18 protein-coding genes are annotated in these 23,535 nt (G+C 74.5%); 11 read left to right on the plus strand and 7 right to left on the minus strand.

Annotated features, from left to right (window positions below; genetic code table 11):
- Window positions 1–206 precede the first annotated feature (206 nt).
- The gene (locus J7I94_RS22340; RefSeq protein WP_285442718.1) at window positions 207–1,448 is read right to left on the minus strand and encodes a S8 family serine peptidase; all 1,242 of its coding nucleotides are present in this window, start codon (window positions 1,446–1,448) and stop codon (window positions 207–209) included.
- Window positions 1,449–1,546: 98 nt separating this feature from the next.
- On the opposite strand from J7I94_RS22340, the gene J7I94_RS22345 reads away from it, so the two are divergent.
- From J7I94_RS22345 to J7I94_RS39365, 5 genes are all read left to right on the plus strand, one after another.
- On the plus strand, window positions 1,547–4,912 hold the full coding sequence (locus J7I94_RS22345) for a right-handed parallel beta-helix repeat-containing protein (RefSeq protein WP_215169265.1): 3,366 nt from the start codon (window positions 1,547–1,549) through the stop codon (window positions 4,910–4,912).
- 222 nt (window positions 4,913–5,134) lie between these two features.
- Window positions 5,135–6,175 (plus strand): sugar-binding transcriptional regulator, encoded by a 1,041-nt coding sequence (locus J7I94_RS22350; protein ID WP_215169267.1) that lies wholly within the window; start codon window positions 5,135–5,137, stop codon window positions 6,173–6,175.
- Between the two features lie 406 nt (window positions 6,176–6,581).
- Complete coding sequence (locus tag J7I94_RS22355; RefSeq protein WP_215169269.1) at window positions 6,582–7,439, plus strand: type VII secretion system-associated protein; 858 nt, start codon at window positions 6,582–6,584, stop codon at window positions 7,437–7,439.
- On the plus strand, window positions 7,436–10,486 hold the full coding sequence (locus J7I94_RS22360; protein ID WP_215169271.1) for a hypothetical protein: 3,051 nt from the start codon (window positions 7,436–7,438) through the stop codon (window positions 10,484–10,486). Before J7I94_RS22355 ends, J7I94_RS22360 begins: the two co-directional genes overlap by 4 nt.
- Window positions 10,487–10,571: 85 nt before the next feature.
- Complete coding sequence (locus tag J7I94_RS39365; RefSeq protein ID WP_215169273.1) at window positions 10,572–11,777, plus strand: RICIN domain-containing protein; 1,206 nt, start codon at window positions 10,572–10,574, stop codon at window positions 11,775–11,777.
- A 201-nt stretch (window positions 11,778–11,978) separates the two neighbouring features.
- On the opposite strand, the gene J7I94_RS22370 is transcribed toward J7I94_RS39365, so the two are convergent.
- The gene (locus J7I94_RS22370) at window positions 11,979–14,489 is read right to left on the minus strand and encodes an FtsX-like permease family protein (RefSeq protein WP_215169275.1); all 2,511 of its coding nucleotides are present in this window, start codon (window positions 14,487–14,489) and stop codon (window positions 11,979–11,981) included.
- Window positions 14,490–14,670: 181 nt separating this feature from the next.
- Here J7I94_RS22370 and J7I94_RS22375 point away from each other — a divergent pair, with 181 nt between their 5' ends.
- Window positions 14,671–15,972, plus strand: a complete 1,302-nt coding sequence (locus J7I94_RS22375; protein ID WP_215169277.1) for a sensor histidine kinase — start codon at window positions 14,671–14,673, stop codon at window positions 15,970–15,972.
- A complete protein-coding gene (locus tag J7I94_RS22380; protein WP_215169279.1) occupies window positions 15,969–16,691 on the plus strand; it encodes a response regulator transcription factor in 723 nt (240 codons plus the stop codon). The genes J7I94_RS22375 and J7I94_RS22380 overlap by 4 nt, the downstream gene beginning before the upstream one ends.
- Window positions 16,692–16,725: 34 nt before the next feature.
- On the opposite strand, the gene J7I94_RS22385 is transcribed toward J7I94_RS22380, so the two are convergent.
- Window positions 16,726–16,869, minus strand: coding sequence for a hypothetical protein (locus tag J7I94_RS22385; protein ID WP_215169281.1), 144 nt, complete (start codon window positions 16,867–16,869; stop codon window positions 16,726–16,728).
- A gap of 41 nt (window positions 16,870–16,910) precedes the next feature.
- Window positions 16,911–17,198 (minus strand): hypothetical protein, encoded by a 288-nt coding sequence (locus tag J7I94_RS22390; RefSeq protein ID WP_215169283.1) that lies wholly within the window; start codon window positions 17,196–17,198, stop codon window positions 16,911–16,913.
- Between the two features lie 613 nt (window positions 17,199–17,811).
- Here J7I94_RS22390 and J7I94_RS22395 point away from each other — a divergent pair.
- Window positions 17,812–19,446: a long-chain-fatty-acid--CoA ligase gene (locus tag J7I94_RS22395; protein ID WP_215169285.1), complete on the plus strand. Its 1,635-nt coding sequence runs from the start codon at window positions 17,812–17,814 to the stop codon at window positions 19,444–19,446.
- A gap of 12 nt (window positions 19,447–19,458) precedes the next feature.
- The gene (locus tag J7I94_RS22400; RefSeq protein ID WP_215169287.1) at window positions 19,459–20,556 is read left to right on the plus strand and encodes a zinc-binding dehydrogenase; all 1,098 of its coding nucleotides are present in this window, start codon (window positions 19,459–19,461) and stop codon (window positions 20,554–20,556) included.
- 87 nt (window positions 20,557–20,643) lie between these two features.
- Here the strand turns inward: J7I94_RS22400 and J7I94_RS22405 are convergent, their stop codons facing one another.
- Window positions 20,644–21,627, minus strand: a complete 984-nt coding sequence (locus J7I94_RS22405) for a VOC family protein (protein WP_215169289.1) — start codon at window positions 21,625–21,627, stop codon at window positions 20,644–20,646.
- A gap of 143 nt (window positions 21,628–21,770) precedes the next feature.
- The gene (locus J7I94_RS22410; protein ID WP_215169291.1) at window positions 21,771–21,932 is read right to left on the minus strand and encodes a hypothetical protein; all 162 of its coding nucleotides are present in this window, start codon (window positions 21,930–21,932) and stop codon (window positions 21,771–21,773) included.
- A 220-nt stretch (window positions 21,933–22,152) separates the two neighbouring features.
- On the opposite strand from J7I94_RS22410, the gene J7I94_RS22415 reads away from it, so the two are divergent.
- Together J7I94_RS22415 and J7I94_RS22420 are read left to right on the plus strand one after the other, a co-directional pair.
- The gene (locus tag J7I94_RS22415) at window positions 22,153–22,503 is read left to right on the plus strand and encodes a hypothetical protein (RefSeq protein ID WP_215169293.1); all 351 of its coding nucleotides are present in this window, start codon (window positions 22,153–22,155) and stop codon (window positions 22,501–22,503) included.
- Window positions 22,487–22,744 carry a hypothetical protein gene (locus tag J7I94_RS22420; RefSeq protein ID WP_215169295.1) on the plus strand — a complete coding sequence of 86 codons (258 nt, stop codon included), beginning with the start codon at window positions 22,487–22,489 and terminating at the stop codon, window positions 22,742–22,744. Before J7I94_RS22415 ends, J7I94_RS22420 begins: the two co-directional genes overlap by 17 nt.
- Before the next feature lie 24 nt (window positions 22,745–22,768).
- On the opposite strand, the gene J7I94_RS22425 is transcribed toward J7I94_RS22420, so the two are convergent.
- Window positions 22,769–23,479, minus strand: coding sequence for a GNAT family N-acetyltransferase (locus J7I94_RS22425; RefSeq protein ID WP_215169297.1), 711 nt, complete (start codon window positions 23,477–23,479; stop codon window positions 22,769–22,771).
- Between the last annotated feature and the right edge of the window lie 56 nt (window positions 23,480–23,535).

Genomic DNA, 23,535 nt, shown 5'->3' on the forward strand with positions numbered 1-23,535 from the left:
GCCGGCCCGGCCGCACCCTCAAGGACGAGCCCCGGCGGCCCTGTTGCCGGGGAGCGCGAGGGCGGCCGGTGTCGGCCCGGCGCCCGGTGCGGTCGGCGCACGAGTCCTCCGCGCGGCCCCCTGCACCCGCCCCGCCGCGGGAACGGCCGGCACCGGCCCACCTCCCGGTGCCGGGCGGTGGCCGGTGGCGGGGGTGCGGGTCGGCCTCATGACGGGGGCGTGGCGCGGCCGGCCGGGCGGTCCGGGGGCAGCCAGCCCCTGGCCCGGCCGCGGGGTATCGCCATCGCCGCCCAGCCCATCAGCAGGACGAACCCGGTCACCGCGCCGGTGAAGGCGAGGGCACGGTGACGGTGGCTCGGATCGGCGGCGTCGGACAGCCGCGCGGCCGGGGCCCCGGCGGACCGCTCACCGCGGTCGTCCGCGTCCCGTACGAGGGTCAGCGCCGCGGTGGGATCGAGCCGGGGGATGTCCGCCGGATAGGCGGTCGCCAGCAGCCGCCGGCGTACCTCGGCACCGCTCAGCCCGGGCTGCCGGGACCGGACCAGCGCGGCGGCGCCGGCCACCTCGGCCGCGGCCAGCGAGGCGCCGGAGCCGATGTAGTGGCCCGAGCCGCGCGGGCCGACGCTGACCATGCCGCTGCCCGGGGCCGCCAGGTCCGGTTCCCAGGCGGGCGGAGCGCTCTCCTGCCGGGTGCCGCCGGCGCCGAAGTCGACCACGGCCAGGGCGCCGGGCGCGGCGGCCGGCCAGTAGGGGCCGGTGGGCTGCTCCCCCTCCGGGCCGAGCTCCTCGTCCGGTACGGCGTCGGGGGCCGCGGGCGCGACCACCAGCGCGCCCCGGCCGGCCGCGTGGGCGACGGCGTCGGTCAGCTCTTCCCGGCCCGTGCGCAGGGTGTGGCCCACGTAGATGACCTGGGCCCCGCTGTCGGCTGCCGTGCGGATGGCGTCCGCGACGAGCGTGGCGTCGGGCACCCCGCGGTCGTCGGTGCCGCGCAGCGCGAGCACGTCCGCCTCCGGTGCGACGCCGACGACGCCACTGCCCTTGCGTTCGGCGGCGGCGATGAGGCCGGCCGCGAAGGTGCCGTGTCCGACGCAGTCGTCGCCCGCTCCGGCGGTCACCGTCACCCTGCCCGCCAGGGCGGGGGCGTCCGGGGAGACACCGGTGCCGACCACCGCCACGGTCACCCCGGCGCCCCGGGTGACCCGCTGGGCGGCGGACAGACCGAGGGTCGTCTGCGACCAGACGGCACCGGTCGCGGTGGTCCCCGACGCGCCGGTGCAGGGCCGTCCCTCCCCCAGGCGGACCGGCAGCGGCGGCAGCAGGGTGGTCCCCGGGTCCTGGACCCGGGGACCGGCGCCCGGTGCCGCGACGGCGGGCACCGCGGTGGCCGACAGCAGCACAGCCGCGGCCACCGCACAGGACGTATAGCGGTATGTCATGAAAAAGGCCATGGCGAGGATGATACGCGTGGCGAGCATCCAGCCGGTCGTCAACACCGGTGGAACAGCGACGAGTTGGGTTCCCCACAGCAACAGGAGGTCTGAGGCACGTGTCACGGCAACTACTGATGGTCGGCGCGCACCGGCCGGACGGACTCCGGACGATCGGTGAGGCTCTGGCGCAGGCCCGCACCGGCGCGGTCATCCGGGTCCACCCCGGCCGGTACGCGGAGAACCTCGTCATCAGGAACCGGGTGACGATCGTCGCCGAGGGAGATCCGGGCGCGGTCGAGATCTGCCCCGGCACGGGGAGCGCCGTCACGCTGCTGGCGGACGCTGTCATGCTCAGCGGTGTGACGTTGCGCGGCCGCGACAAGGAACTCGCGGTCGTCGACATCCCGACCGGCCAGGTGGCCCTGGACTCCTGCACCGTCGTGGGGGCGGGGTGGACGGCGCTGCTGGCCCGCGCCAAGGGCTCCCTGGCCGCGCGCGGCAGCCGGGTGTCCAATCCCGGGGGCGCCGGATTCGTGGACACCTCCGAGGCGGAAAGCATCGTGGAGGACTGCGGGTTCGAGAACTTCGGCACCTCGGCGGTGGTCATCGGCGAGACCGGCCGGCCCCTGATCCGCGACTGCCGTATCCGCGGTGCTCGGGCCAACGGTGTCCTGGCCACCGGAGAGGCCACCGGCACCGTCGAGAACTGCGACATATCAGGTACCGACAAACCCGGTATCGCCCTGGAAGGGCACAGCTCCACCCGGGTGATCCGGACCACCGTGCATCACACGTCCGTCGGCCTGCTGGTGACCAGCGTGGCCCGTCCCGAGATCCAGGACTGCGTCTTCGAGTCGCTCGCGGAGAACGCCGTCGTCGTCACCGGCGGCGCCGACCCGGCGCTGCGCCGCTGCGTCACCCGGCGTACGAAGCTGAGCGGCCTGCTGGTCATGGACCGTTCGCGGGGCACCTACGAGGCGTGCGAGTTCCTGCGCGCCGAGGGTTCCGCCGTCCGCGTCCTGGAGGGCAGTTCGCCCCTGTTGCGGGAGACGGTGGTGCGCGACTGCTCCGCCCCGGACGCCGCCGTCCTGGTGACGGACGACTCCACCGCCGAGTTCGACCACCTGAGCGTGTCGGGGGCGGCCGCGACGGGCGTCCTCGTCCGTGCCCTCGCCGACCCCCTGCTGCGCCACGCGCGGATCACCGGCTCCGGCGGACACGGCGTGGAGGTCACCGGCGACGGCCGGGGCCGGCTGGAGCACTGCGAGATCGAGGCCGCGGCCGGAGCCGGTCTGAAGATCGACGACTACGCCGCTCCGGAGATCCACGACACGGTGGTGCGCGGTGCCGGACAGACCGGCGTACTGGTCGGCGCGTACGGTCAGGCCGTGCTGCGGGACTGCGGCGTCGAGGGCAGCGCCGACGCGGGCGTGAGCGTGGGCCGCGACGCCGAGGTGACCTTGGAACGGGTCCGGGTGAGCGGGGCGAGGGCCCACGGCATCCAGGTGCTCGCCGGGGGCCGGGGAGTGCTCACCGCCTGCGAAGTGACGGGGAGCACCGGGGACGGGGTCCGGGTGGACAGCGCCGAGGACGTCTCCGTCCTGCGGTGCGTGGTGCGCGACAACCGCGGAGCGGGGCTGCGGCAGGCGGTGGCGGGTGCCGGGCTCACCGTCGAAGCCCTCACCAGCTCCGACAACGGCGACCCGGACGCCTGGGGCGAGGACGCCGGTGTGCCGGCCGCCTCCGGTGCGCCGGGCGGAACCGGGGAGCCGGGGGATGACGGTCCGCTGGCGGCGCTGCGCTCGCTGATCGGGCTGGACAACGTCAAACACCAGGTGGAGACGCTGGTCAACCTCAACCAGCTCGCCGAGCGCCGTCGCGGACTCGGCATGCCGGTCGCCTCGATGAGCCGCCACCTGATCTTCGCCGGGCCACCGGGCACCGGCAAGACGACGGTCGCCCGGCTGTACGGCAGCATCCTGGCCGAACTGGGTGTGCTGCGCTCGGGTCATCTCGTGGAGGTGTCACGCGCCGACCTGGTCGCCCAGGTCATCGGCGGTACGGCCATCAAGACGACGGAGGCGTTCGAGCGGGCCCTGGGCGGTGTGCTGTTCATCGACGAGGCCTACGCCCTGACACCCGAGGGCGGAGCCGCCAACGACTTCGGCCGCGAAGCCGTCGACACCCTGCTGAAACTGATGGAGGACCACCGCGACGACGTGGTCGTGGTCGCGGCCGGGTACTCCGAGCAGATGGAGCGGTTCCTGTCCGCCAACCCGGGCCTCGCCTCGCGCTTCACCCGCACCATCGGCTTCACCAACTACACGGTGGACGAACTGGTCACCATCACCGAGCACATGTGCGCGCAGCACCGCTACGAACTCGGACCCCTGACCCAGGAGGCGCTGGTACTCCGCTTCGAGGGCATGACCCGCGACGCCGCCTTCGGCAACGGCCGGGCGGCCCGCGCGGTCTTCGAGGAGATGGTCGACCGGCAGGCCTTCCGCCTCGCGGCCACCCCGGACCCCGGCGAGAAGGACCTGGTCCTGCTGCTGCCGACGGATGTCGGGGACGCCGAGGCGGCCGCCGTCGGCGGCGACGGCTCACCGGCCGCGGACGACGACGGCGACCCGATGGCCGAACTGACGGCCATGGTGGGGCTGGAGTCCGTCAAGCACGAGGTGACCGACCTGGTCAGCCTGCTGTCCAACGCCCGCCAGCGGATCGCGGCCGGACTGCCCAGTCCCCGTATCAGTCACCATCTGGTCTTCACCGGGCCGCCCGGCACCGGCAAGACGACCGTGGCCCGGCTCTACGCCAGGCTCCTGCACTCCCTGGGCGTGCTGCCCGGCTCCCGCCTGGTGGAGGTGGCGCGGGCCGATCTGGTGGGCCAGTACATCGGGCACACCGCGCAGCGCACCAAGGAGGTGTTCACCAGCGCGCTGGGCGGTGTGCTGTTCATCGACGAGGCCTACACCCTGACACCCGAGGGCGGAGCCGCCAACGACTTCGGCCGCGAAGCCGTCGACACCCTGCTGAAACTGATGGAGGACCACCGCGACGAGATCGTCGTCATCGTGGCCGGTTACACCGAGGAGATGGAGCGGTTCCTCGCCTCCAATCCCGGACTCTCCTCCCGCTTCTCCAAGTTCGTCGCCTTCGAGGACTACACCACGGAACAGCTCGTCACGATCGTCTCCCGGCACGCCGCGACGTCCGGGTACACCTGCGGCGCCGACACCCTGGCCGCGCTGCGCACCCATGTGGACGCGTTGCCCAGGGACCGGTCCTTCGGCAACGCCCGGCTGGCTCGGCAGCTGCTGGAGACGATGATGACCCGGCAGGCCCGGCGGCTCGCCGCGGTCGCCGCACCGAGCGTCGACCAGCTGACCGCGCTGCTGCCCGAGGACCTGCCCGCGCCGGACGGTGTCCGGGTCCGCCCGCGGCCCGGGCCGGCAGCGGAAACATCGATCGCGCGGTGAACCGCGGCGCCTCGCGGTCCGTTCTGCGCGCAGAGTGTTTTCCCCGTGAACCGTTTCCTGTACGAGGCAAGGAGCGACGTGTTGCCAGCACCGAAGGCGGCGGGGACCGTACTGGCCGGTCCCCGCCCCCGACCTCCCGTACCGGCGGCTCCCCCGGCAGCGGCGCCCGAGACCGGACCGGGGCCTTGTGCGCAGTACGCCCGAGACCACAGGAGGGGCGGCATGGCACAGGGCCAGGAACAGGACCAGGGCACCGGGACGGCGCCGCCGCCCGTGGACATCCTGCTCGCCGCCACCGTCGCCCGGCGGTTCTATCTGGGGCAGCAGTCGAAGGTCGAGATCGGCAATGCCCTGGGCATCAGCCGGTTCAAGGTGGCCCGCCTGCTCGACGCGGCCGTCGCGCACCGCATCGTGCGCATCGACATCAGCGTCCCGGCACAGATGGACACCGTCCTCTCCCGGCGGATGCGAGAGCGGTTCGCTTTGCGCCACGCGGTGGTCGTCGACCTGGCGCGCGACGGTGCCCGTGCCGAAGCGGCCCCTGTCCTGCCGTGGCTCGCGGAGGCCGGTGCCCGGCTGGTCACCGAACTCGCCCGGGCCGGCGATGTGATCGGCCTGGCCTGCGGCCCGGTGACCGACGCGCTCACCTCGGCCGTCGACCGGCTGCCCGCCTGTGAGGTGGTGCAACTGGCGGGCACGGCGGCGCCCGACCCGTTCGGCGAGGAGGCCGTGGCGCCGGTGCGCCGACTGGCCGCGGCGGCCGACGGCAGGGCCTTCACGCTGCACACGCCGCTGGTCCTGCCCAACGCGCTGACGGCGTCCATCCTGGCGCGTCAGCCGTCGATCGCCGACACCCTCCAGCGGTTCGCCCGGGTGACCCGGGCTGTTGTCCCGATCGGCGGGTGGGAGGCGGGCTCCGCCCTGTACGACGCGTCGACGCCGCACGAGCGCGCGGTGTACCGCTCTCTGGGGGCCCGCGCGGAGATCTGCGGCCTGGTGCTCGACGAGGACGGCCGTACCGTGCCCACGGACATGAACGACCGCATGATCTGCGTCGACGCCGACACCCTGCGGGCCGTTCCGGAGGTGATCGGCGTCACCGGCGGTCCCGGCACGCGGACAGCGCTGGCGGCGGCACTGCGGTCGGGCTGCCTGACCGGCGTCGTCACCGACGCGGAGACAGCGGCACAGGTCCTGCACTCCGGGGAGCCCCGTCCGCGGGGCGGCACACCACGGCCGGAGGCCCGGCCCCCCGCTCGCTGAGGTTGCCTGCGGACGGCGCCAACAGCCTGCCGGCGCAGGGCAGTCGGACGCCGGTCCGAGTCGTGCACCGCACCCCCGGTCGAGCACGGAGCAGTCATGGTCGCTACACTGCGGCGGCAGGATCACGCGGTCCTGGGCCCGGGGCGGAAGGACGCCCGGCCCGGCGGCGCTCCGTCCCGGACGGCACTCCGGGGACGGAGCGGCAAGAGACCCGCGTCCCCGCTCTTCTCCGTGGACATCGGCCCGGCCTTGCTCGCCCGGTCACGCCACGGTTCCTCCCCCCCCTGCGGCCGTCGTGCTGCCTGTACGGCTCCCGTCCCTCAGCCGCCCCGCCGCGCGCGAGGACGGCCCGCCGTCGGCTCTCGTGACGTACCGGCACCGCGCACCCATCCGATCGAGGACAGTGATGACCGAACAGACACCCGACGAGACGATCCCCGACGAAGCCCATCAGCCCGCGGCCGGCGCTCCCGGTCTCGCGCCCGGCGACGGCACACCGGGGGCCGGACCCTCTCCGGGTGCGGACGGGCCGCCCGTCCCCGACGAGATCCGGGAGGCGGGCAGGCTCGCTCCGGACCACTGGCTGGGCATGGTGGACCCGGCCTGGACCGGTGACGGCGAGCCCCCCGAGTGGGCGACGGTCGGCCGCTGGCGGTCAGGGCTCGACGGTGAGATCGAGGAGTGGCAGGACAACCCCGAGTACCGTCCCTCGCCGCGCGCCCTGGGCTGGCCTGAACCGGAGGACGAGGTCGATGCCGCGGTGCAGCTCGCGGCGACCGGCTACGGCCCGGGCGAGGCCGTCGCACAGGCCCTGGCCGGCCGCGAGGTGGCCGTGCTGACCAGCCCGGCAGGCGTCCCGTTGACCGCCACCACCCCGGAAGGCGAGCCCGTCGTCCCGCTGTTCACCTCGCCGGTGTTCCTGCACACGACCGGGCGTTTCGCCTTCGAACTGCTCCACACGGACGACCTGCTGCCGCGGGTCCCCGAGGGACACGCGCTGTACCTCAACCCGTCCGGGCCGGTCAGCATGACACTGGATCCGCAGGCCCTGCGCGAGGCCGCCGACACGGCGGACACCGAGCAGGCGGCCTCTGCGGAGGCGGACGCGCTGCCGGCGGCGCGGCGGGTCGCCACCGCCGGTTCGGACGCCCCCGGTGCCGGTGCGGCCGGCACCGGCACCGACGTTCCCGGCGTGCGGGAAACGGCGGAGCGGCCGGACCTGGACGGCGGCTCCACCGCGGCACCCGGTGGGCCGCAGGGGTGAGACGCTGGTCATCCGCCCGTACGCAACGGCGCAAGGATTCCGGCTCCCCCGCGCCCGGTCCGGCCGCCGCCCCGCTGGTCGAGGACGTGGACGGGCTGCTGCTGGTGCGCTCCTTCGAGGACGACGCGCTGAGCCTGACGGGCCTGGCCGAGGTGGCGCGCGCCGTGAGCACGGAGTCGGACACCGTCACCGTGCTGGTCGGCACGCCCGACGACGGCCCGTCCGGGCACGGCGTCTGGACCCGGCTGGCGACGCTGCTGGACTCACTGCGCGACAGAGGCACCCGGCGGGTGCGGCTGGTCATGCCCGGATCCGGGGACGACCGGGCGGACCGCGCCAGCGTGGCCCGCCGGATCGCCGACGCGTGGCAGCTGGACGTCGTCGCGCCCGACGGCCCGGTCCTGATCACCCCGGGCGGAACACTGTTCGTGGACGGCGAGACCCCGGCCGCCGGCGCCTGGTGGCACTTCACGCCCGACGCCGGGCCCCGCAGACTGGGTCCCCGCGCTCCGGCTCCTGGCTGGCAGTCCGCGCTGGGCCGGCTTCCGGCACGGACGGACGGCGGGTGTCTGGTGGAGCAGATACCCGCCGGCGTACTGATCCGCCCCGCCGAGTCACCGCGGCCGGACCCGCTGCACCTGTGTTTCGCGATGCCGATGGACCCGGCGCGGCCCATCGTGGTGGTCGGTGCGCCCCGGGCCGAGGATGTCTCGGCCGCCGAGGTGGCCGCCGTCCTCAGCGCGCTGCCGGCCGCGCAGCGCGCTGCCGCCCGGCTGGCCCCCGGCGGCCGGCGGGACGTACTGAGGCTGGCCCAGTCGGTGGCCGACATGCTCGCCACCGAGGTCGAAGTACTCACCGGCGTACCGCTGTTGCCCGAGCACGCGGACGGACCGCCGGGTGCCTGGCCGACCGTCGTAGGTTCGGACGGCAGGCCGGGGTGGCGGCCGTTCGTGGGTGCGGTCGCCTGCCGCCCCGCCGGCCCGGACGGACAGCCGCCCCCGCCGCGAGTGGTCGACGGGCGTCCCCTCCCCCTGGGCCGTCCGGGGAAGGGCACAGTAGCGCTGACGGACCGGTGGAACGCCACCGCCACCCGGGCGGGGCTGGTCGTGTGGGACGGCGGGGGGCCGCCCCCGCCCCTGGCCGAACTGGCCGTGGACCCGGACACCTGCACGGTCGAACTGGGGCTTCCGGGGCAGCCGGTGGACGACACCGTGCTCCCGGCGCTGACGCGGCTGCTCATCGCGTTCGGCCCGCGGGCCGCCGCGCGGGTCACGCTGCTCGTGCGGGGCAGGCTCCTCGGCGGTGAGAGCGGACTGCGCCGCCTCGCGGCGCGGCACGCCGTCCTCGGCATCCGTTACGTCACCTCCCCCGTCACCCGCGGCACGGTGCGGCGGGACGGCGCGACGCCACGGACCGCGCCGGTGCCGCACGGCGACGGCGGTCCCCGCCCGGGCCCGACGCCCACCCCCCGGCTTCCGTCCGCGGGGACGGAAGTGCCGCACGGAGGTGTCGCCGAAGACGACGGCCGGGTCCGCACGGGGACACCGGACCACGGTGAGCAGGAGTGGTCCGGGGCACGTCCTCGCACGAGCGGTGACATGACGTCGCGCGAGTCCCTGCTCGACGTGCTCTCGGGAACCGGCTCCCGGTCCGCCGGTGGCGCGGGTGTCCCCCTGCCGTCCCGGGAGCCCGCTTCCGCCGCCTCCGCCGGTCCGCACCCGGGCCCCGTGTCCCCGCCGTCCGCCGCGGTCGACGCGGCCGGCCACCGGACTGCCGAGCCCTCGGGGACCGGGCCACGAGCACCGTGGGAACGGCGTGCCGCCGAGGAGTCCGCCGAAAGGACGGCCGCGCCGTCCGCTCGGCCCATGCGCCGCGACGGCCCCGGGGCGTCCGGTCGCAGCGAGCCGGGGCGGCCGCCGACCGGCCCGCCCACGAGCCCGGAGGGTGACGGGAACGTCTCCCCGGAGCGGGGCACACGTCCGGCCGAGCCGCCCGCCGGAACCCCGCCGCCCGGCCCCGAAAACCCCGGCACGGACACCGGCACCGTCTCCGTCCCCGTTCCCAGCGGCGCGGCCCCCGACGCGCCGACGCCCCGTTCGGATACCGGGAAGCCCTCCCCCCGGCCTCCCTCCACCGAGGCCCGGCGCACCACGCCCACCGGCACAGAGGGGACCTCCGGAGGGACTTCACCGGACGCCCACCAGAACCGGACATCGGACCGGCCACCGGCCCTTCCGCGCGAAGAGCCGGCGCCGCGGCCCCCGCGTGCACCGGCGGGCGCGGCACTGTCGGTGCTGCCGGGCCATATGAGCAGCGACAGTGACCGCACGGCCCTGCGCGACCTGGTCACCGACTGGGAACAGCACGCCGCCGCCGTAGCACGCGTACTCACCCGGATGCCGGCCCTGCGCGGCCAGCAGATGGAGGCGGCGCGGGCCGACCTGGTGGCCGCGCACGTCTATCTCACGACCACCGAGGGTCCGCTCGACCACCGCGAACTGCTCAGGGACCTGCGCGCGGGCGAGGGCAGGCTGTCGGCCTACGCCGCCTGTCTGGCATCGGCGCTGCGCAGGCTTCCCTCCTACCGCGGAGTAGCCCTGCGCGGCGCACCGGCCGAGGGGCACGGGGAGCCGCCCGAGGTGGGCCGGCTGCTCCAGGAGCCCGGCCCGCTCAGCGCACTGGCCGCCACCGCCCCGCTGCCCGGCGGGCGTCCTGTGGCCTACGCCGTCTGGTCGGTCACCGGACGGAAGGTGCGCCAGCTCCTGGACCGCCCGGACGAGGCGCGGGACAGCCTGGACGAGGTGGTCTTCGCGCCCGGCAGCGGGTTCCGCGTACTGGGCACGCGGACCGTGGCCGGCTCGACCACCGTTCTGCTGCGCGAACTCCCGCCCACCACGACGGCGTACGTGGACGAGGTGGCCGAGCTGAGCCAGCTCGACCGCAAGGCGTTGGCCCGCCTCGAAGAGGCGCTGGGGAGTGCGCTCCCCGTGGAGCGGGACACGAACTGGCCGGAGCGCTGCACCGGCCACGTGGGGACGGACGCGTGACCCGCCGTCCGCCCCCCTCGCCCGCGCGTCCCGGTCCCAGGGGCCGGCGGGCAAGCGAACGACCTACCTAGCCAGAGGAGAACAAGTGTCACGAGATCAGACACGGTCCCCCGACGCCTCGTCATCGGCGGCCGGCGGCGGGACCCCGGGCACGGACGTGCGCCGTGCCGTGGCCATGTCCGCGGTCCCGGCGGACCCCGGTGCCGCCCTGGCACCGGCGGCCGGCAACGCGGCGGCCGTCTCGGCGGAGACCGAGCGGCGGCCCGACGAGCGACAGCCGGAGGCCGCCGCGCCGGTCGGCTCAGCCACCTCGTCGTCCGCCCGTGCGGGTGGACTGGCCGCGCTGCTGAGCCGCCGGGCCGACCGGTCGGACAGTGTCCCGGCCGCCGAGGAGAGCACCCGGGGCCGCGCGGCGGACACGGCGGAGACCGCGTCCATGGCGGCGGTGGCGCCGACCGCCGCCACCGCTGCCCGGGGCGACCGGGAGGAGGACGGCGACGGGGTGCGCGGCGGCAACCCCAAGAAGCCGTTGCTGGCCGCGGCCGGGCTGGCCGGTGTGGTCCTGATCGGGATGCCGCTGCTGATCCTGGCCACGGACGACGACGACAAGCAGGACCGGACGGTGTCGGTGGGGCAGACCGCCCCGCGTCCCGAGGAGGACGTCGCGGACGTCCCGCTGGGCGACTACGCGGCCCAGGAGCCGTCCGACGAGCCCTCGGCCCCCTCGGCCGAGGCGACGAAGTCCCCTGCGCCGGAGGAGAAGCAGAAGAAGAGCGGGGGCGGAGACAAGGACCAGGAGGCCACCGCGCAGGCGTCTCCCTCCCCAGGGACATCGACCCAACCGCGCAGCGCTTCCCGGCGGTCGGTGACGGTGCTGAAGCAGGAGACGAGCGCCCCGTCCTCCGCGGCTCCCTCGGTGCGCACGTTCAAGCTCGTGAGTTCCGACACCGGCAAGTGCCTGACCGGCAGCGCCACGGCCGGGACCCAGCTGGTGATCCGCGCGTGCGACGGTTCCGCGGCGCAGCAGTGGAAGTTCGCCAACGACGGGACGATCCGGACGAAGGGCATGTGCCTGGACCTCTTCGACGGGACCAAGTCCACCGAGGCGAAGGTCGAGGTGTGGCCGTGCAACGGTGAGGCGTGGCAGCAGTTCCGGCTGGACGCGGCCGGAGAGCTGGTCTCCCAGCACTCCGGGCACTGCCTGGACGTGTGGCACGGGAAGTCCGACGGCACCAAGGTCACGACCTGGCTCTGCAACGGTCAGCCCAACCAGCGGTGGAGCCGCGCGTGACACGCGGCTGACCTCGGCCGGGCCGGAGCCCGCCGGCCGGCACACGTCCGGCCGGCGGGCTGTCCTCTTCGCCTCGGCCACGCCGCGGGGCACGGCCTCTCGCCGTACCCGCGGCGGGTAGCGGCCGGCGCGGGCACCGGACGGGCCGGTCACGTCCGCGTCAGCCGCCGGTCCGCGCCCGCCGCGGCACCGGCCGGGCGCTCATCCGACCTCGCCGCCCACCGCACGCGTCACCGGAACCCGCGTCGCGCGGACACCGGGGCCGAGCGCGGCGAGCACACCGATGACGCCCGCTCCCGTGAACACCGCGAGCAGGAACAGCCAAGGCACACTGACCACGGCACCGGCTCCGGCCGCCGCGGCCGTGCCGGCCGCGGTGCCCGCGACAACTCCCAGTCCGGCGCCGAGCACCGACACCACCACCGCCTCCACCCGCAGCATCGACCGCACCTCACCGCGCCGCAGGCCGACCGCGCGCAGCAGGCCGATCTCACGTCCGCGTTCGAAGACCGCCATGCCCATGGTGTTGGCCACGCCCAGCGCCGCCACGACCAGGGTGACGCTGAGCAGGGCGTACAACACGGACAACAGTGAGCCGAAGCCGTGCCGGGCCGCCCGTACGGCGTCCGCCCGGTCCTCGACGAGCAGCATCGGATTGCGCAGCGCCCGGTGGATCTCCGCCTTGGCGGCGCTCGTCCGTCCCGGCTCCGCCCGCACCAGCACCGCGTTCACCTCGGCCGCCGGCAGCCCGCCCCCGGTCACCGCCCGTTCCGGCAGCAGAGCGGGGCCGAGGGCCTCGGGACCGTCGTACACCGCGACGATCTCCCGGTCCAGTGGCGGGCCGTCGGGTGTGCCCGGGTCGGACAGCCGCCGGCCGGTGACACGGTCGCCCACCCGCCAGCCCCGCTCCTCGGCCAGGTCCGTTGTCACCGCGATGCCGCGGGACAGGCCGGAGAGGTCGCCGGAGCGCACGCGGAGACCGACCAGGCGGCCCTCGTTCACCGCGTGCGGATCGACGGCGGCCGTCCACAGGTGGGAGCCGTCGGGCAGAGCGAAACCCGCCTCGCGCACCGAGCCGGCCGCCGCCACGTGGGGCAGCCGCGCCACCCGTGCCGCCGTTCCCGCGCCGATCTCCGCGAAGTCGACGGCGGTGACGCGCAGGTCACTGGGTACCGCCGTCATGGCCTGCTGTTCCGCCGTGGCGCTGAGCGAGGACACCGCGACGGTGACCGCGCCGACGAGCGCCACACACACGGTGAGGGCGCCGGAGGTCGCCGCTGTACGCCGCGGATCACGGCGGGCGTTGGCCAGGGCCAAGGTGCCGCGCACTCCGGTCAGTCGGCGCACCGGGGCCCGCAGCACACGGGTGACGCTCCGTGCGAACAACGGAGTGAGCAGGACCAGCCCGGCCAGCAGCACAGAGGTGGCCAGACAGAGGACACCGAGATCCTCACCGGCTGTGACCAGCGCCGACACGCCCAGTACGACGCAGACGCCACCCGCCCGGGAGCGGCGCCGCGAGGCGCCCGCCGCGACCGGCAGACCGCTGCGCAGCGCCGCCACGGGGGCGGTGGCGGCGGCCCGCCGCGCGGGCAGGCAGGCGGAGACCGCGGTGCACCCCACGCCGAGGCAGAGGGCGGTCACCAGCGGAAGCGGGGCCAGGATGTCGGGCCGGACCGCGCTCGCGGGACCGGCCGCCGGACCGAACAGGGCTCCCAGCAGCTCCGCCACACCGACGCCCAGCGCATGACCGGCGACGGCCGCGGCGGCGCCGACCAGGGCCGCCTCCGCGAGCACCAGCGCGAGCACCCGGCCCCGGCCCGCGCCCACCGCGCGCAGCAGGGCGTGTTCGCGGGCCCGCAGCGCACTGAGCATGGAGAAGGTGTTGCCCACCAGGAAGACGGAGACGAACAGGACGATCCCCGCGAACAGCAGCAGGATCGTGCCGAGCTTCTTCCGGTCGGGGGACCGCGCCGCCTCCGTGTCGAGTTCCGTGCGGGTGGCCACGTCCAGGCCGCGCGGCACGACGGCGGCCACGCGCTGGGCCAGCGCCGCCTCGGACGTGCCCCCGGCAGCCGTCAGGGTCACCGACTCGTACCGGCCGGGACCGGGTGCGAACAGGGCACGGGCGGTGGCCGCGTCGAAGGCGGTGACCGTGCCGCCGGCCGCGGTGGCGGGGTCGTGCACGGTGAACACACCGGTCAGCCGGGCGGTGCGGACCTCACCGGCGACGACCACCCGTACCCGGTCGCCGACCCGGTACCCGGCTCGGTCCGCCGCCCACCGGTCCACGGCGACCTCGTCGGGGCCGTGCGGGCCGCGGCCACCGGTCATCGGGTAGCGGGGGTCGACACCCCGCGCGCCGGGAAGGTGGTCCACGCCGGTGTCCGCGGACGGCTCCCCGACCAGGGTGCCGTCCGGTGCCACCAGGAAGGCCCGGCCGCGCAGGGTGCCGCGGGCCGCCGCCACCCCGGGCAGCTTCGCGAGCCGGCGCCGCAGAGCCTCGTCGGTCGCCGCCCGCTCTCCGGTGGCACGCACCTCCACCGACACATCGGGGCGCCAGGCCCGCTGGAGGCGCTCCGCGTCCCGGGCCAGCGAGCCGGTGTAGAGCAGCGAACCGCTGACGCAGGCCACGCCGATCAGTACGGCGAGTGCCGGCAGGGCGAAGCGGTGCCGGTCGCGGAGCACGGAGCGCAGGACGATACGGAACATGGGGCCTTCCGGAGCCGTGGAGGGGTACGTCGGCGCCGTGGTCCGGCGGACGGTCCGATCCTGCGTCAGACGGGTGGGCGCACGGATCAGCCGCACGACCGAACACCGGACGCTCATGCCGTCCCGCCTCGGCCGAACGGCCGAGGCGGGACGGTGGCGGGCCCCCGTAGGCTCCGTCCGCATGAACCAGTTCTTCGACCTCCCCCCGGCGGAGGGCCGGCGGATCGCGGCGCTCTGCACGGCGCTGGTGCTGCTGGCCGTGGTGGCGGCCGAGGGCGCGCAGACCGGGTCCGTGCCGCTGGCCACGGCATGGACGGTGTCCGGCGGTCTCGTCCTGGCGGCCGTCGTCGCGCGCCCGGACCGCTTCGCCGCGGTGGCCACCTCGGGTGTCCTCGTCTCCTGCCTGGTGACCCTGGTGAACAGTCAGGTGGACGCCCGTGCCGAGAACACCTTCGGCGTCGTCGAATCGGCGGCCCTGCTGCTGGTCGTGACCCGCGCCGTACGGCTGCTGCGGGCGCGGGGCGCCGTGCCACTGGCAGCGGGCGCGTTCACCGCGCTCAGTGCGCAGTTCCTGCGCTGTCCTCCGTCCGAGTACCCGGTTCTGGTGTCGTTCGTGGTGCCCGTCCTCTGGTTCGGCGCCGTCCTCGGCACCGTGCTGGGTCTCTACCTGCGGCTCCTCGACCGCTACCGGAGCCGGGAGCGGACGGCCGAACTCCAGGAGCAGCGACTTGAGTACGCCCGTGACCTGCACGACTTCGTCGGCCACCACATCACCGCGATCATCGCCCAGACCAAGGCGGTGCGGTACACGACGGCGGCGGGCCGGCCGCCGTCGCCCGACGAGCTGGACGGCCTGCTGGCCGCCGTCGAGGACGCCGGCTCCCAGGCCATGCGGTCGATGCGGTCCATGGTCACCGTCCTGCGCGCCCCGAGGGACCAGGGCGCTCCGCCGGACCCGGACGGCACACTCGACGAACTGCGCGTCCTGACCGGCCGGTTCTCCGAGACCGGTCCGCCCACCACGCTCGCGCTGGAACCGCGTCTCGCCGCGGGGGCCCTGCCGGTCGGCACCGCCGCCACGGTGTACCGGATCGTGCGTGAGGCGCTGACCAATGTGCGCAAGCACGCTGGCCGGGCCACGGCCGTCACCGTCGACGTACGGCTGGAGGAGGACGGCACCGAACGGCCCGCCGTCCTCGTCGCGGTGACCGACGACGGGCCGGACACCGGCCGGAACGTCCCGTCGGCGGGTGCGTCACGGACCGGCTTCGGCCTGACGGGGCTGTCGGAGCGCGCCGCCATGGTCGGCGGCACGGTCACCGCGGGGCCGCGGGAGGGCGTCGGCTGGATCGTCGAGGCACGCATCCCCCTCCCCGGGCCGCTGCCGGAGATCGGCCCGGCGGGCGGTGACCGGGCCGCCGTCGCGTCCGGCGCGGAGGCCGGGGCCGGAACCCGCCGCCCGGCTGCCACCCTGGACACATGACGACCACCATCCTGATCGCGGACGACCAGCCGATGATCCGCTCCGCCTACGGCATGATCCTCGGCGCTCAGCCCGACATGGAGGTCGTCGCCTCCGTGGCCGACGGTGCGACCGCGGTGCGCGAGGCGCGGCGGCTCCGCCCGGACGTGTGTCTGCTGGACATCCGGATGCCGGGTCTGGACGGCCTGGAGGCGACCCGCCTGCTGGCCGGCCCGCAGGCGCCCGATCCGCTGCGCGTCCTCATCGCCACCACCTTCGACCTGGACGAGTACGTGTACCGGGCGCTGCGTCACGGCGCCTGCGGGTTCCTGCTGAAGGACGGGTCGCCCGCGCTGCTCGTGGAGGCGGTGCGCGCGGTGGCCGCCGACACCGCGTTGATCTCCCCGGCCGTCACGGTCCGGCTGCTGAGGCACATGACCGAGGCCGGCGACTGCACCGGCGACGGGCGGCGGGGTGCGGCGGACACCGGCCCGGACCTGCCGGGGCAACCGCTCACCACGCGTGAGCTGGACGTCGTACGCCTGGTCGCCCGTGGCCGCACCAACGAGGAGGTGGCGGCCGAACTGTACGTCTCCCTGTCCACCGTCAAGACCCACCTCGGCAGCGTCCAGCGCAAGCTCGCCGCCCGGAACCGGGTGGAGATCGCCGCCTGGGCGTGGGAGAACGGCGTGTGCGCGGGCCGGGAGGAGAGCGACGGACATCGCCGGGGCCGGAGGTGACCGGGGACCACACTCCGCCCGCGCCTCCGGCCGTTCACCGCGGGCGGACGTGGACGGCGGTGAGCAGCGTCCGGACCGGGCGGAGGCGGACCGTGACGCGGAACAGCGTGAGCGTCGTCGCCGGCGGCGCTGTCGCCGCCGCCTCGGCGACATGCCCGTTCGAGGTGACATGGGTCAAGTCCACCTCGCGCGGAACGGGACGCGGGGGTTGACGGCCCGTCATGCCGACAGCCGGACGGCGTCGGCGACGGACATGCCAAGTTCGGCCACGGCCAGGAACCAGGGCCGGACGCGCCGGCGCCGGACCAGTGACCACGAGCGCCGCAGCGCGGTCCGGGCCGTCACACCGTCCATGACGACGGCGGCGGGAACCGGCCGGAATCCGAGGCGCGGAACGACCGGCACCGGCGCCGGCATCCACGCGAGCCCGGCCGGTGTCCCGAACGGGCCGCCCCTGCGGAAGCGGGCGAGATCGGTGGACAGCTCCAGGACGGCTGCCGCCCCCACCGCCGCCGCCCCGGCGGCGGGCGTCGCCGCGAGCAGGAGGGCGGCACGCGGGGCGTAGAGGACGAGTACGCCCCGCGGCGGCGCGCCGCAGTCGCCGCCACGCCTCCCGCACGGACGCCGCCGGTGGTATCCCCCGCCGCTGACACCGGCGGCGGGGGTGCACCACCGCGCTGCCCACGGCGACGACCAGCGCGCCGAGCGGCATCGCGAGGAGCACGGGAGGGACGACGCTCAGCCAGTCGTGCGAGTAGCAGTCCTCGGCCGCGCGGGCGGCCGATGGCACACAGGGTGACAGCTGCCGACGGACTCCGGCGAGGCCGACGGACGTTCGTCTGCAGCCACGTGCCCGCCGCCCCGCTCCCATGCTCTGGGTTCCACCACACCGGCCCACAGGTATCCCCGGGCGACGGCGTCGAAGCCCCTCGCTACGTGGGATGAGCAGGAACAGAGCAATGTTCGAACAGCTCGTCCGAACTGCGGGGGCGTCGCGCGGACCGCCGCTCTGGTTACGCTCGCGGAGCAGCGGTCCGCCGCCCGGTCCCTCCTGTGCGACCCGGCGGCCGTCGTGCCGGAGCGGCACCGGAACCACTTCACCCCTCACCCCGGAGACCCCATGCGCAGCACCATGCACACCACGCACCTGCAGATACGACGCATCCTGGAACACGGAGCACGGGTGCACGCGAACAGCAGGATCGTGACGGCCGGGCCCGGGGGCGCGCGGCACGAAGAGGTGACGTACGCGCAGACCGCGCGCAACGCCGCCCGGCTCGCGAACGCCCTGCGCGCCCTGGGCGTGGACGAGGGCGATCCGGTCGCCACCTTCATGTGGAACAACCAGCAGCACGTCGAGGCGTACTTCGCCGTACCGGCGATGGGCGCCGTCGTGCATCCGCTGAACATCCGGCTGCCCGCGGAACAGCTCATACACATCGCGCGTCACGCCGGGGACGCGTATGTGATCGTCGACCACTCGCTGGTGCCGTCCTTCCTGCCCCTGCTGCCGCACCTGGAAGCCGTGCGGCACGTCATCGTGAACGGCCCCGCCGACCTCGCCGCGCTGCGGGAAGCCGCCCCCGGAGCCGAAGTGCACGACTATCAGGTACTGTTGGATGGCGCTGCTGACACCTACGACTGGCCGGACCTCGACGAGCGGTCCGCGGCCGCTATGTGCTACACCTCCGGGACGACCGGCCGCCCCAAGGGGGTCGTCTACAGTCACCGGTCGGTCTACCTCCACTCGGTCGAGGCGTGTCTGCCCGACGCGTTCGCGCTCTCCCGGGAGGACATGGCGCTGGCCGTCGTCCCGCAGTTCCACGTGCTGGCGTGGAGCCTCCCCTACGCGGCGTTCGTCACCGGTGCCTCGCTGGCCCTCCCCGACCGGTTCCTCACGGCCGCACCGCTCGCCGCGTTCATCGCCGAGGCACGGCCGACGAAGGGCGCCGGCGTCCCGACGGTCTGGGGCGCCCTCCTGCGCCACGCCGAGGAGAACCCCGAGGCCGACCTGTCGTCCCTGCGGGAGATCGTGGCCGGGGGTGCCGCCGTTCCCGCGTCCATGGTGCGGGCCTACGCGCACCGGCACGGCATCGCCCTGTTGCAGGCATGGGGCATGACGGAGACCTCACCGCTCGGCTCCTTCTACCGGCCGGGCGGCCCGCGCGGGGGCGCCGGGACGCCGGTGACCCAGGGCCGTTTCACCCCGTCCGTGGAGGCCAGACTGGTCGGTGCCGACGGACAGGAGCTGCCCTGGGACGGTCAGGCCGTGGGCGAACTGCAGGTGCGGGGGCCCTGGGTGACCGCCTCTTACCACGGGGAGGACGAGACACACGGCAGTGCGTTCGACGACGGCTGGCTCCGGACCGGTGACGTGGGACGCATCCTCGACGACGGCCAACTCGATCTGACCGACCGGCTCAAGGACGTCATCAAGTCGGGCGGCGAGTGGATCTCCTCCCTCACGCTGGAGAACCACCTCGCGGAACATCCCGCGGTGGTCGAGGCCTGCGTGGTCGGCATACCCGACGACACCTGGGGAGAACGCCCCCTGGCGTGCGTCGTCCTGGGGGCGGAACCCGTGGACGCCGCGCTGCTCAAGACGTTCCTCGCCGAGCGGCTGGAACAGCGCTGGCAGGTGCCCGAGTACTGGTCCTTCCTGCCGTCGATCCCCAGGAACTCCACCGGGAAGCACGACAAGAAGGAGATCCGCGAGCGGCACCGGAACGCCGCACTGACCGTCATCACCGTCTGAGAGGGAGACATCATGGTCGCCGTCGTCGTCATGCCCGAGCCCCGCGCGCCGCTGGAGCTGCGGGACATCGATCCGCCCGCGCTCGAACCGGGCGGCGTTCTCCTGCGGACTCTGGGCAGCGAGGTCTGCGGAACCGACACACACCTGTGGCAGGGACAGCTCGCGGGAGTCCCCTACCCCATCATCCCGGGGCACGTCAGTGTCGGCCGCGTCGCCGCCGTCGACACCCGCGCAGGCACGCCACGGGACGTGTCCGGGGCGCCGCTCGCCATCGGCCAGGTGGTCACCTTCCTCGACGTGTACGGGACGTGCGGCCGCTGCTGGTACTGCACCGTGGGCCACGCCACCACGCGCTGCCCCGAACGCAAGGTGTACGGCGTGACCCTGTCGGCGGACGACGGACTGTTCGGCGGCTGGGCCGAGCAGATCCACCTGAAGCCAGGGGTGCATGTGATTCCGCTCCCCGAGGAGCTCGGCTGGCGGGAGTTCCTGGCCGGCGGGTGCGGCATGCCCACGGCCCTGCACGCGGTCACCCTCGCGGACATCGCCTTCGGTGACACCGTGGTGGTCCAGGGCGCCGGTCCGGTGGGCCTGTGTGCCGCCGTGCTCGCCCAGTTGCGCGGGGCGGGCCGGGTCGTGGTGGTGGGCGGACCCGAGGTCCGGCTGCGCACGGCGTCCCGATTCGGGGCCGACGCCGTCATCGACATCACCCGCACCACCGTCGACGAACGCCGGGAGCGGGTCCTCGAGTTGACGGGAGGGCGGGGCGCCGACGTCACGATCGAGGCGACGGGCGTCGCCGACGCGGTCCCCGAGGGCATGCGCCTGACCCGGGACGCGGGACGGTACGTGGTGGTCGGACAGTACACGGACGCGGGCGCCGCGTCCTTCAATCCGCATCTCGACCTCAACCAGAAGCACCTCGATGTCCGGGGCTGCTGGGGAAGCGACGCCGGTCACCTGTACCGGGCCGTCCAGGTGATGGCCCGCTACCGCGACCGGTTCCGCTGGACCGAGCTCATCAGCCGGGAGTACTCCCTGGCGGAGGCGCAGAACGCACTGGAGGACGTGGCCCGGCAGCGCGTCGTGAAGGCACTCGTCGTGCCCTGAGCCGGAGGAGTACGAACACGGGCCGGCGCTGTGCGCGCCGGCCCGTGCCGTGTCGGTGCGGGGCGGACCACCGCCCCGGCCGGCCCGTCAGTACTGCGGGAGCCGCCCGGTGCTCGCCCAGTGCTCCATCACGGGTTTGGCGCCGGGGTGCGCCAGCTCGATGCTGATGCCGGTCGCGTCACGGGACGTGATGGCGGCGATCGGATCGGAGTCGGCGTCCATCCGTATGACGGCGTCCATGGTGAAACCCTGTTCCGTGAGCCGCGCGACGCGCCGGGCCATCTCCGGCTCCCAGCAGGCGTAGTACATCAGCGCTCCGGCGCGGTCCGGCCCGAAGACACCGTCGCCCGTCGCCTCGATCAGCTCGATGTACGGCTCGCGCGTGCGGGAGATCGCCTGGCGCTGGCGGAAGGGCGTGTGCACCACATCGCCCTCCACCTGGTGGGGGCTCTCGGTCCAGGCCGCTTCGGTGAAGGGCACGCCGAGCACCGCGGCGCACCGCTCGATCGCCGCGTCGATGTCCGGTATGACCATGCCCACGTGGTAGTACGACTCGGGCAGCGGGCCACCGCCGTGTTCGCGTCCGACCCGGTCGGCCCACTCGTCCCGCAGCGCGGTGCCCACGTAACAGAGCCGGGTACCGCAGAGGTCGCGCTCCGTGACGATCATGGAGGGTGGCGCGTCGGGTCCGATCGCGTAGGTCGCGGTGATCCCCACGCCCTCCGCCCGCAGATGCCTCAGCCGTGCCTCCGTGTCCTCCTCCCACCAGCCCCAGTAGGCGAGGGAGCCCGCCTGGTTCCTCGCGTAGACGCCCTCTTCCCGGTCCTGTGCCTCGACGAGCACGAAGTAGGGCTCCTGGGTGAGGGAGACACACGTCCGCACGGTCTCCTGGGTGACACCGGCGGTCCCCCGCACATACGGGAAGACACTCGTCACAGGCATGGTGAAGGCGACACCGAAAACGTCGGAGAACCGCTTCACCGCCGCTTCCATGTCGTCGACGACCAAGGCCGTGTGGGAGAAGGAGAACGGCAGCTCGGACGCTGCTCCCTCGTTCGTCGTGCCAGTCATGTCCGCACCTGTCCTGTGTGAGATCGAGCAACGTGCCTGCGCCGGCCCGTCCGCCCGGACGGCAGGACGGGCTGGGACGAGCCTAGGTTTCACGCACCCCGGCCGACCAGGTCATCTGTGGCTCACCGCGCGCTCACCTCTGCTCAGGCGGGCAGGTGCCCCATGGCACGCACCACGGTGTGGGTGTCGAGGACGGTCTCGAAGTGGACGGGCACGCCGTGCTCGAAGCGCCGGACATGGGCGCAGCGGATCCGCATCGCCTTGCCCGTGGACAGGTTGGTGCCGCTGTAGTGCCCCAGCGCCACGACCGCCTCCCCGGCGGGGAGGACTTCGGCGGGTGCACGGCGAAGCCCTGCCACTCCGGACGAAACGAGCGAAGACGTTGTCCAGGACCGCCTCCCGGCCACCGGTAGGTGCCTCCGTAGTGCAGGCCCGGCGGGACGACCCACTGGATGTCGTGTTCCACGCTCCGCACGTCCTTCACGGGCCAGTGGCCCCGGCACATCGGCTGATCGACCTGTGCGGATGGAGACGATTCGGGTCGCGGAGATACTGGCGGCGTTCTCCCTCACCACCGACATGGCGGCCGGCATGGCCGTGGAGAAGGGGTTGCGCGCCTGGGTGATGGCGACCGTGTTCGCACGGGACGCGCTCGGCGCGGGAGCGGACACGTGCCGGACCGTCCACGAGACGGCCCTGCTGCGTTCGGTCGGCTGCACGTCCTACGCACCGGAGCCGGCGGCCCCTTTCGGTGACGAGGTCGCGTTCCGGTGCGCGCTGAAACACCTCGACCCGGCAGACCGCGCACCAACCGACCGGTGTCCTGGCCGAGGTACTGCCGAGGGCCGGCGCGGAAGCCATGCGCAACGGCTGTGAGACGAGCCGGGTGCTCGGCAAGGGGCTCGGACTGGGCACACCCACCTCGCGGCGCTGGACGACGTCTACGAACGCTGGGACGGGCTCGGCATCCCGCACGGCCGGAAGGACCCGCGCCTGCCCCCTGGCCGCACGTGTCGTCCACGTCGCCGAGCATGCCTCGCACGTCTACGACAAGCCCGGACGGCGCTCCCGCGCCGGGGTGGCCGTCTTTGCCATGGAACACCACCTGCTGCCGTAGCGTCAGCGGCGTTGCCCGGCGTCGTCAGGCCCTCCGGGCCGGTGCGGGCACGCGGACCATGGTGAAGGCCGTCCGGCAGCGCACGCGGAACCCCAGGGACTCGTACAGCCGCACGGCCCGGGTGTTGTCGGCCGTCACATGGAGGAAGGAGCGGTCGCCGCGGCTCCGGGCGCCGGCCGCGACGGCGCGGACGAGCCGGGCGGCGAGGCCCTGTCCCCGGTGGGCGACGGCGGTGCAGACGGCGCTCGTCTCCGCCCAGCCGGGCGGACGCAGCCGTTCGCCCGCCATGGCCACGAGTTCGCCGCCCCGGCGGATGCCGTAGTACGCGCCGAGTTCGATGGTCCGCGCGTGGAAGGGGCCGGGGCGAGTCCGCTCGGCGAGGGCGAGCATCTCCGGTACGTCCGCGGGGCCCAGCCGGAGCACTTCCTGGTGGGGGACGCACGCGTCGTCGCGTCCGTCCAGGACCATCTGGAAGCCTTCGAGCCGCCACTCGACGTCCCAGCCTGCCGGTGGCACGGCCGCCGAGGCGGGAAGGAGGGCACGGTTCCCGGGACCGGCGAGCGCGGCGAGGTCCTCCCAGTCCGCCGCCACGGGGGCGTCGGGCAGGGCCACGAACCCCGACACCTCACGCGGATAGCGGAGCACGCGTCCACGGCGTTCCGCGAACCGGGCGTGGGGCCCGGTCAGGGAGGTGAGGGCCGGGTTGTCGAGCCAGTGACCCGTGACCTGTGGCATGGGAACCTCCCTGGATCGGTGTGATCACTCCGGTCCCGGGACGCTAACGCGCGACC

Origin of the sequence: Streptomyces sp. ISL-12, from assembly GCF_018614415.1 — a bacterium.
In the GTDB taxonomy this organism is placed as follows: domain Bacteria; phylum Actinomycetota; class Actinomycetes; order Streptomycetales; family Streptomycetaceae; genus Streptomyces.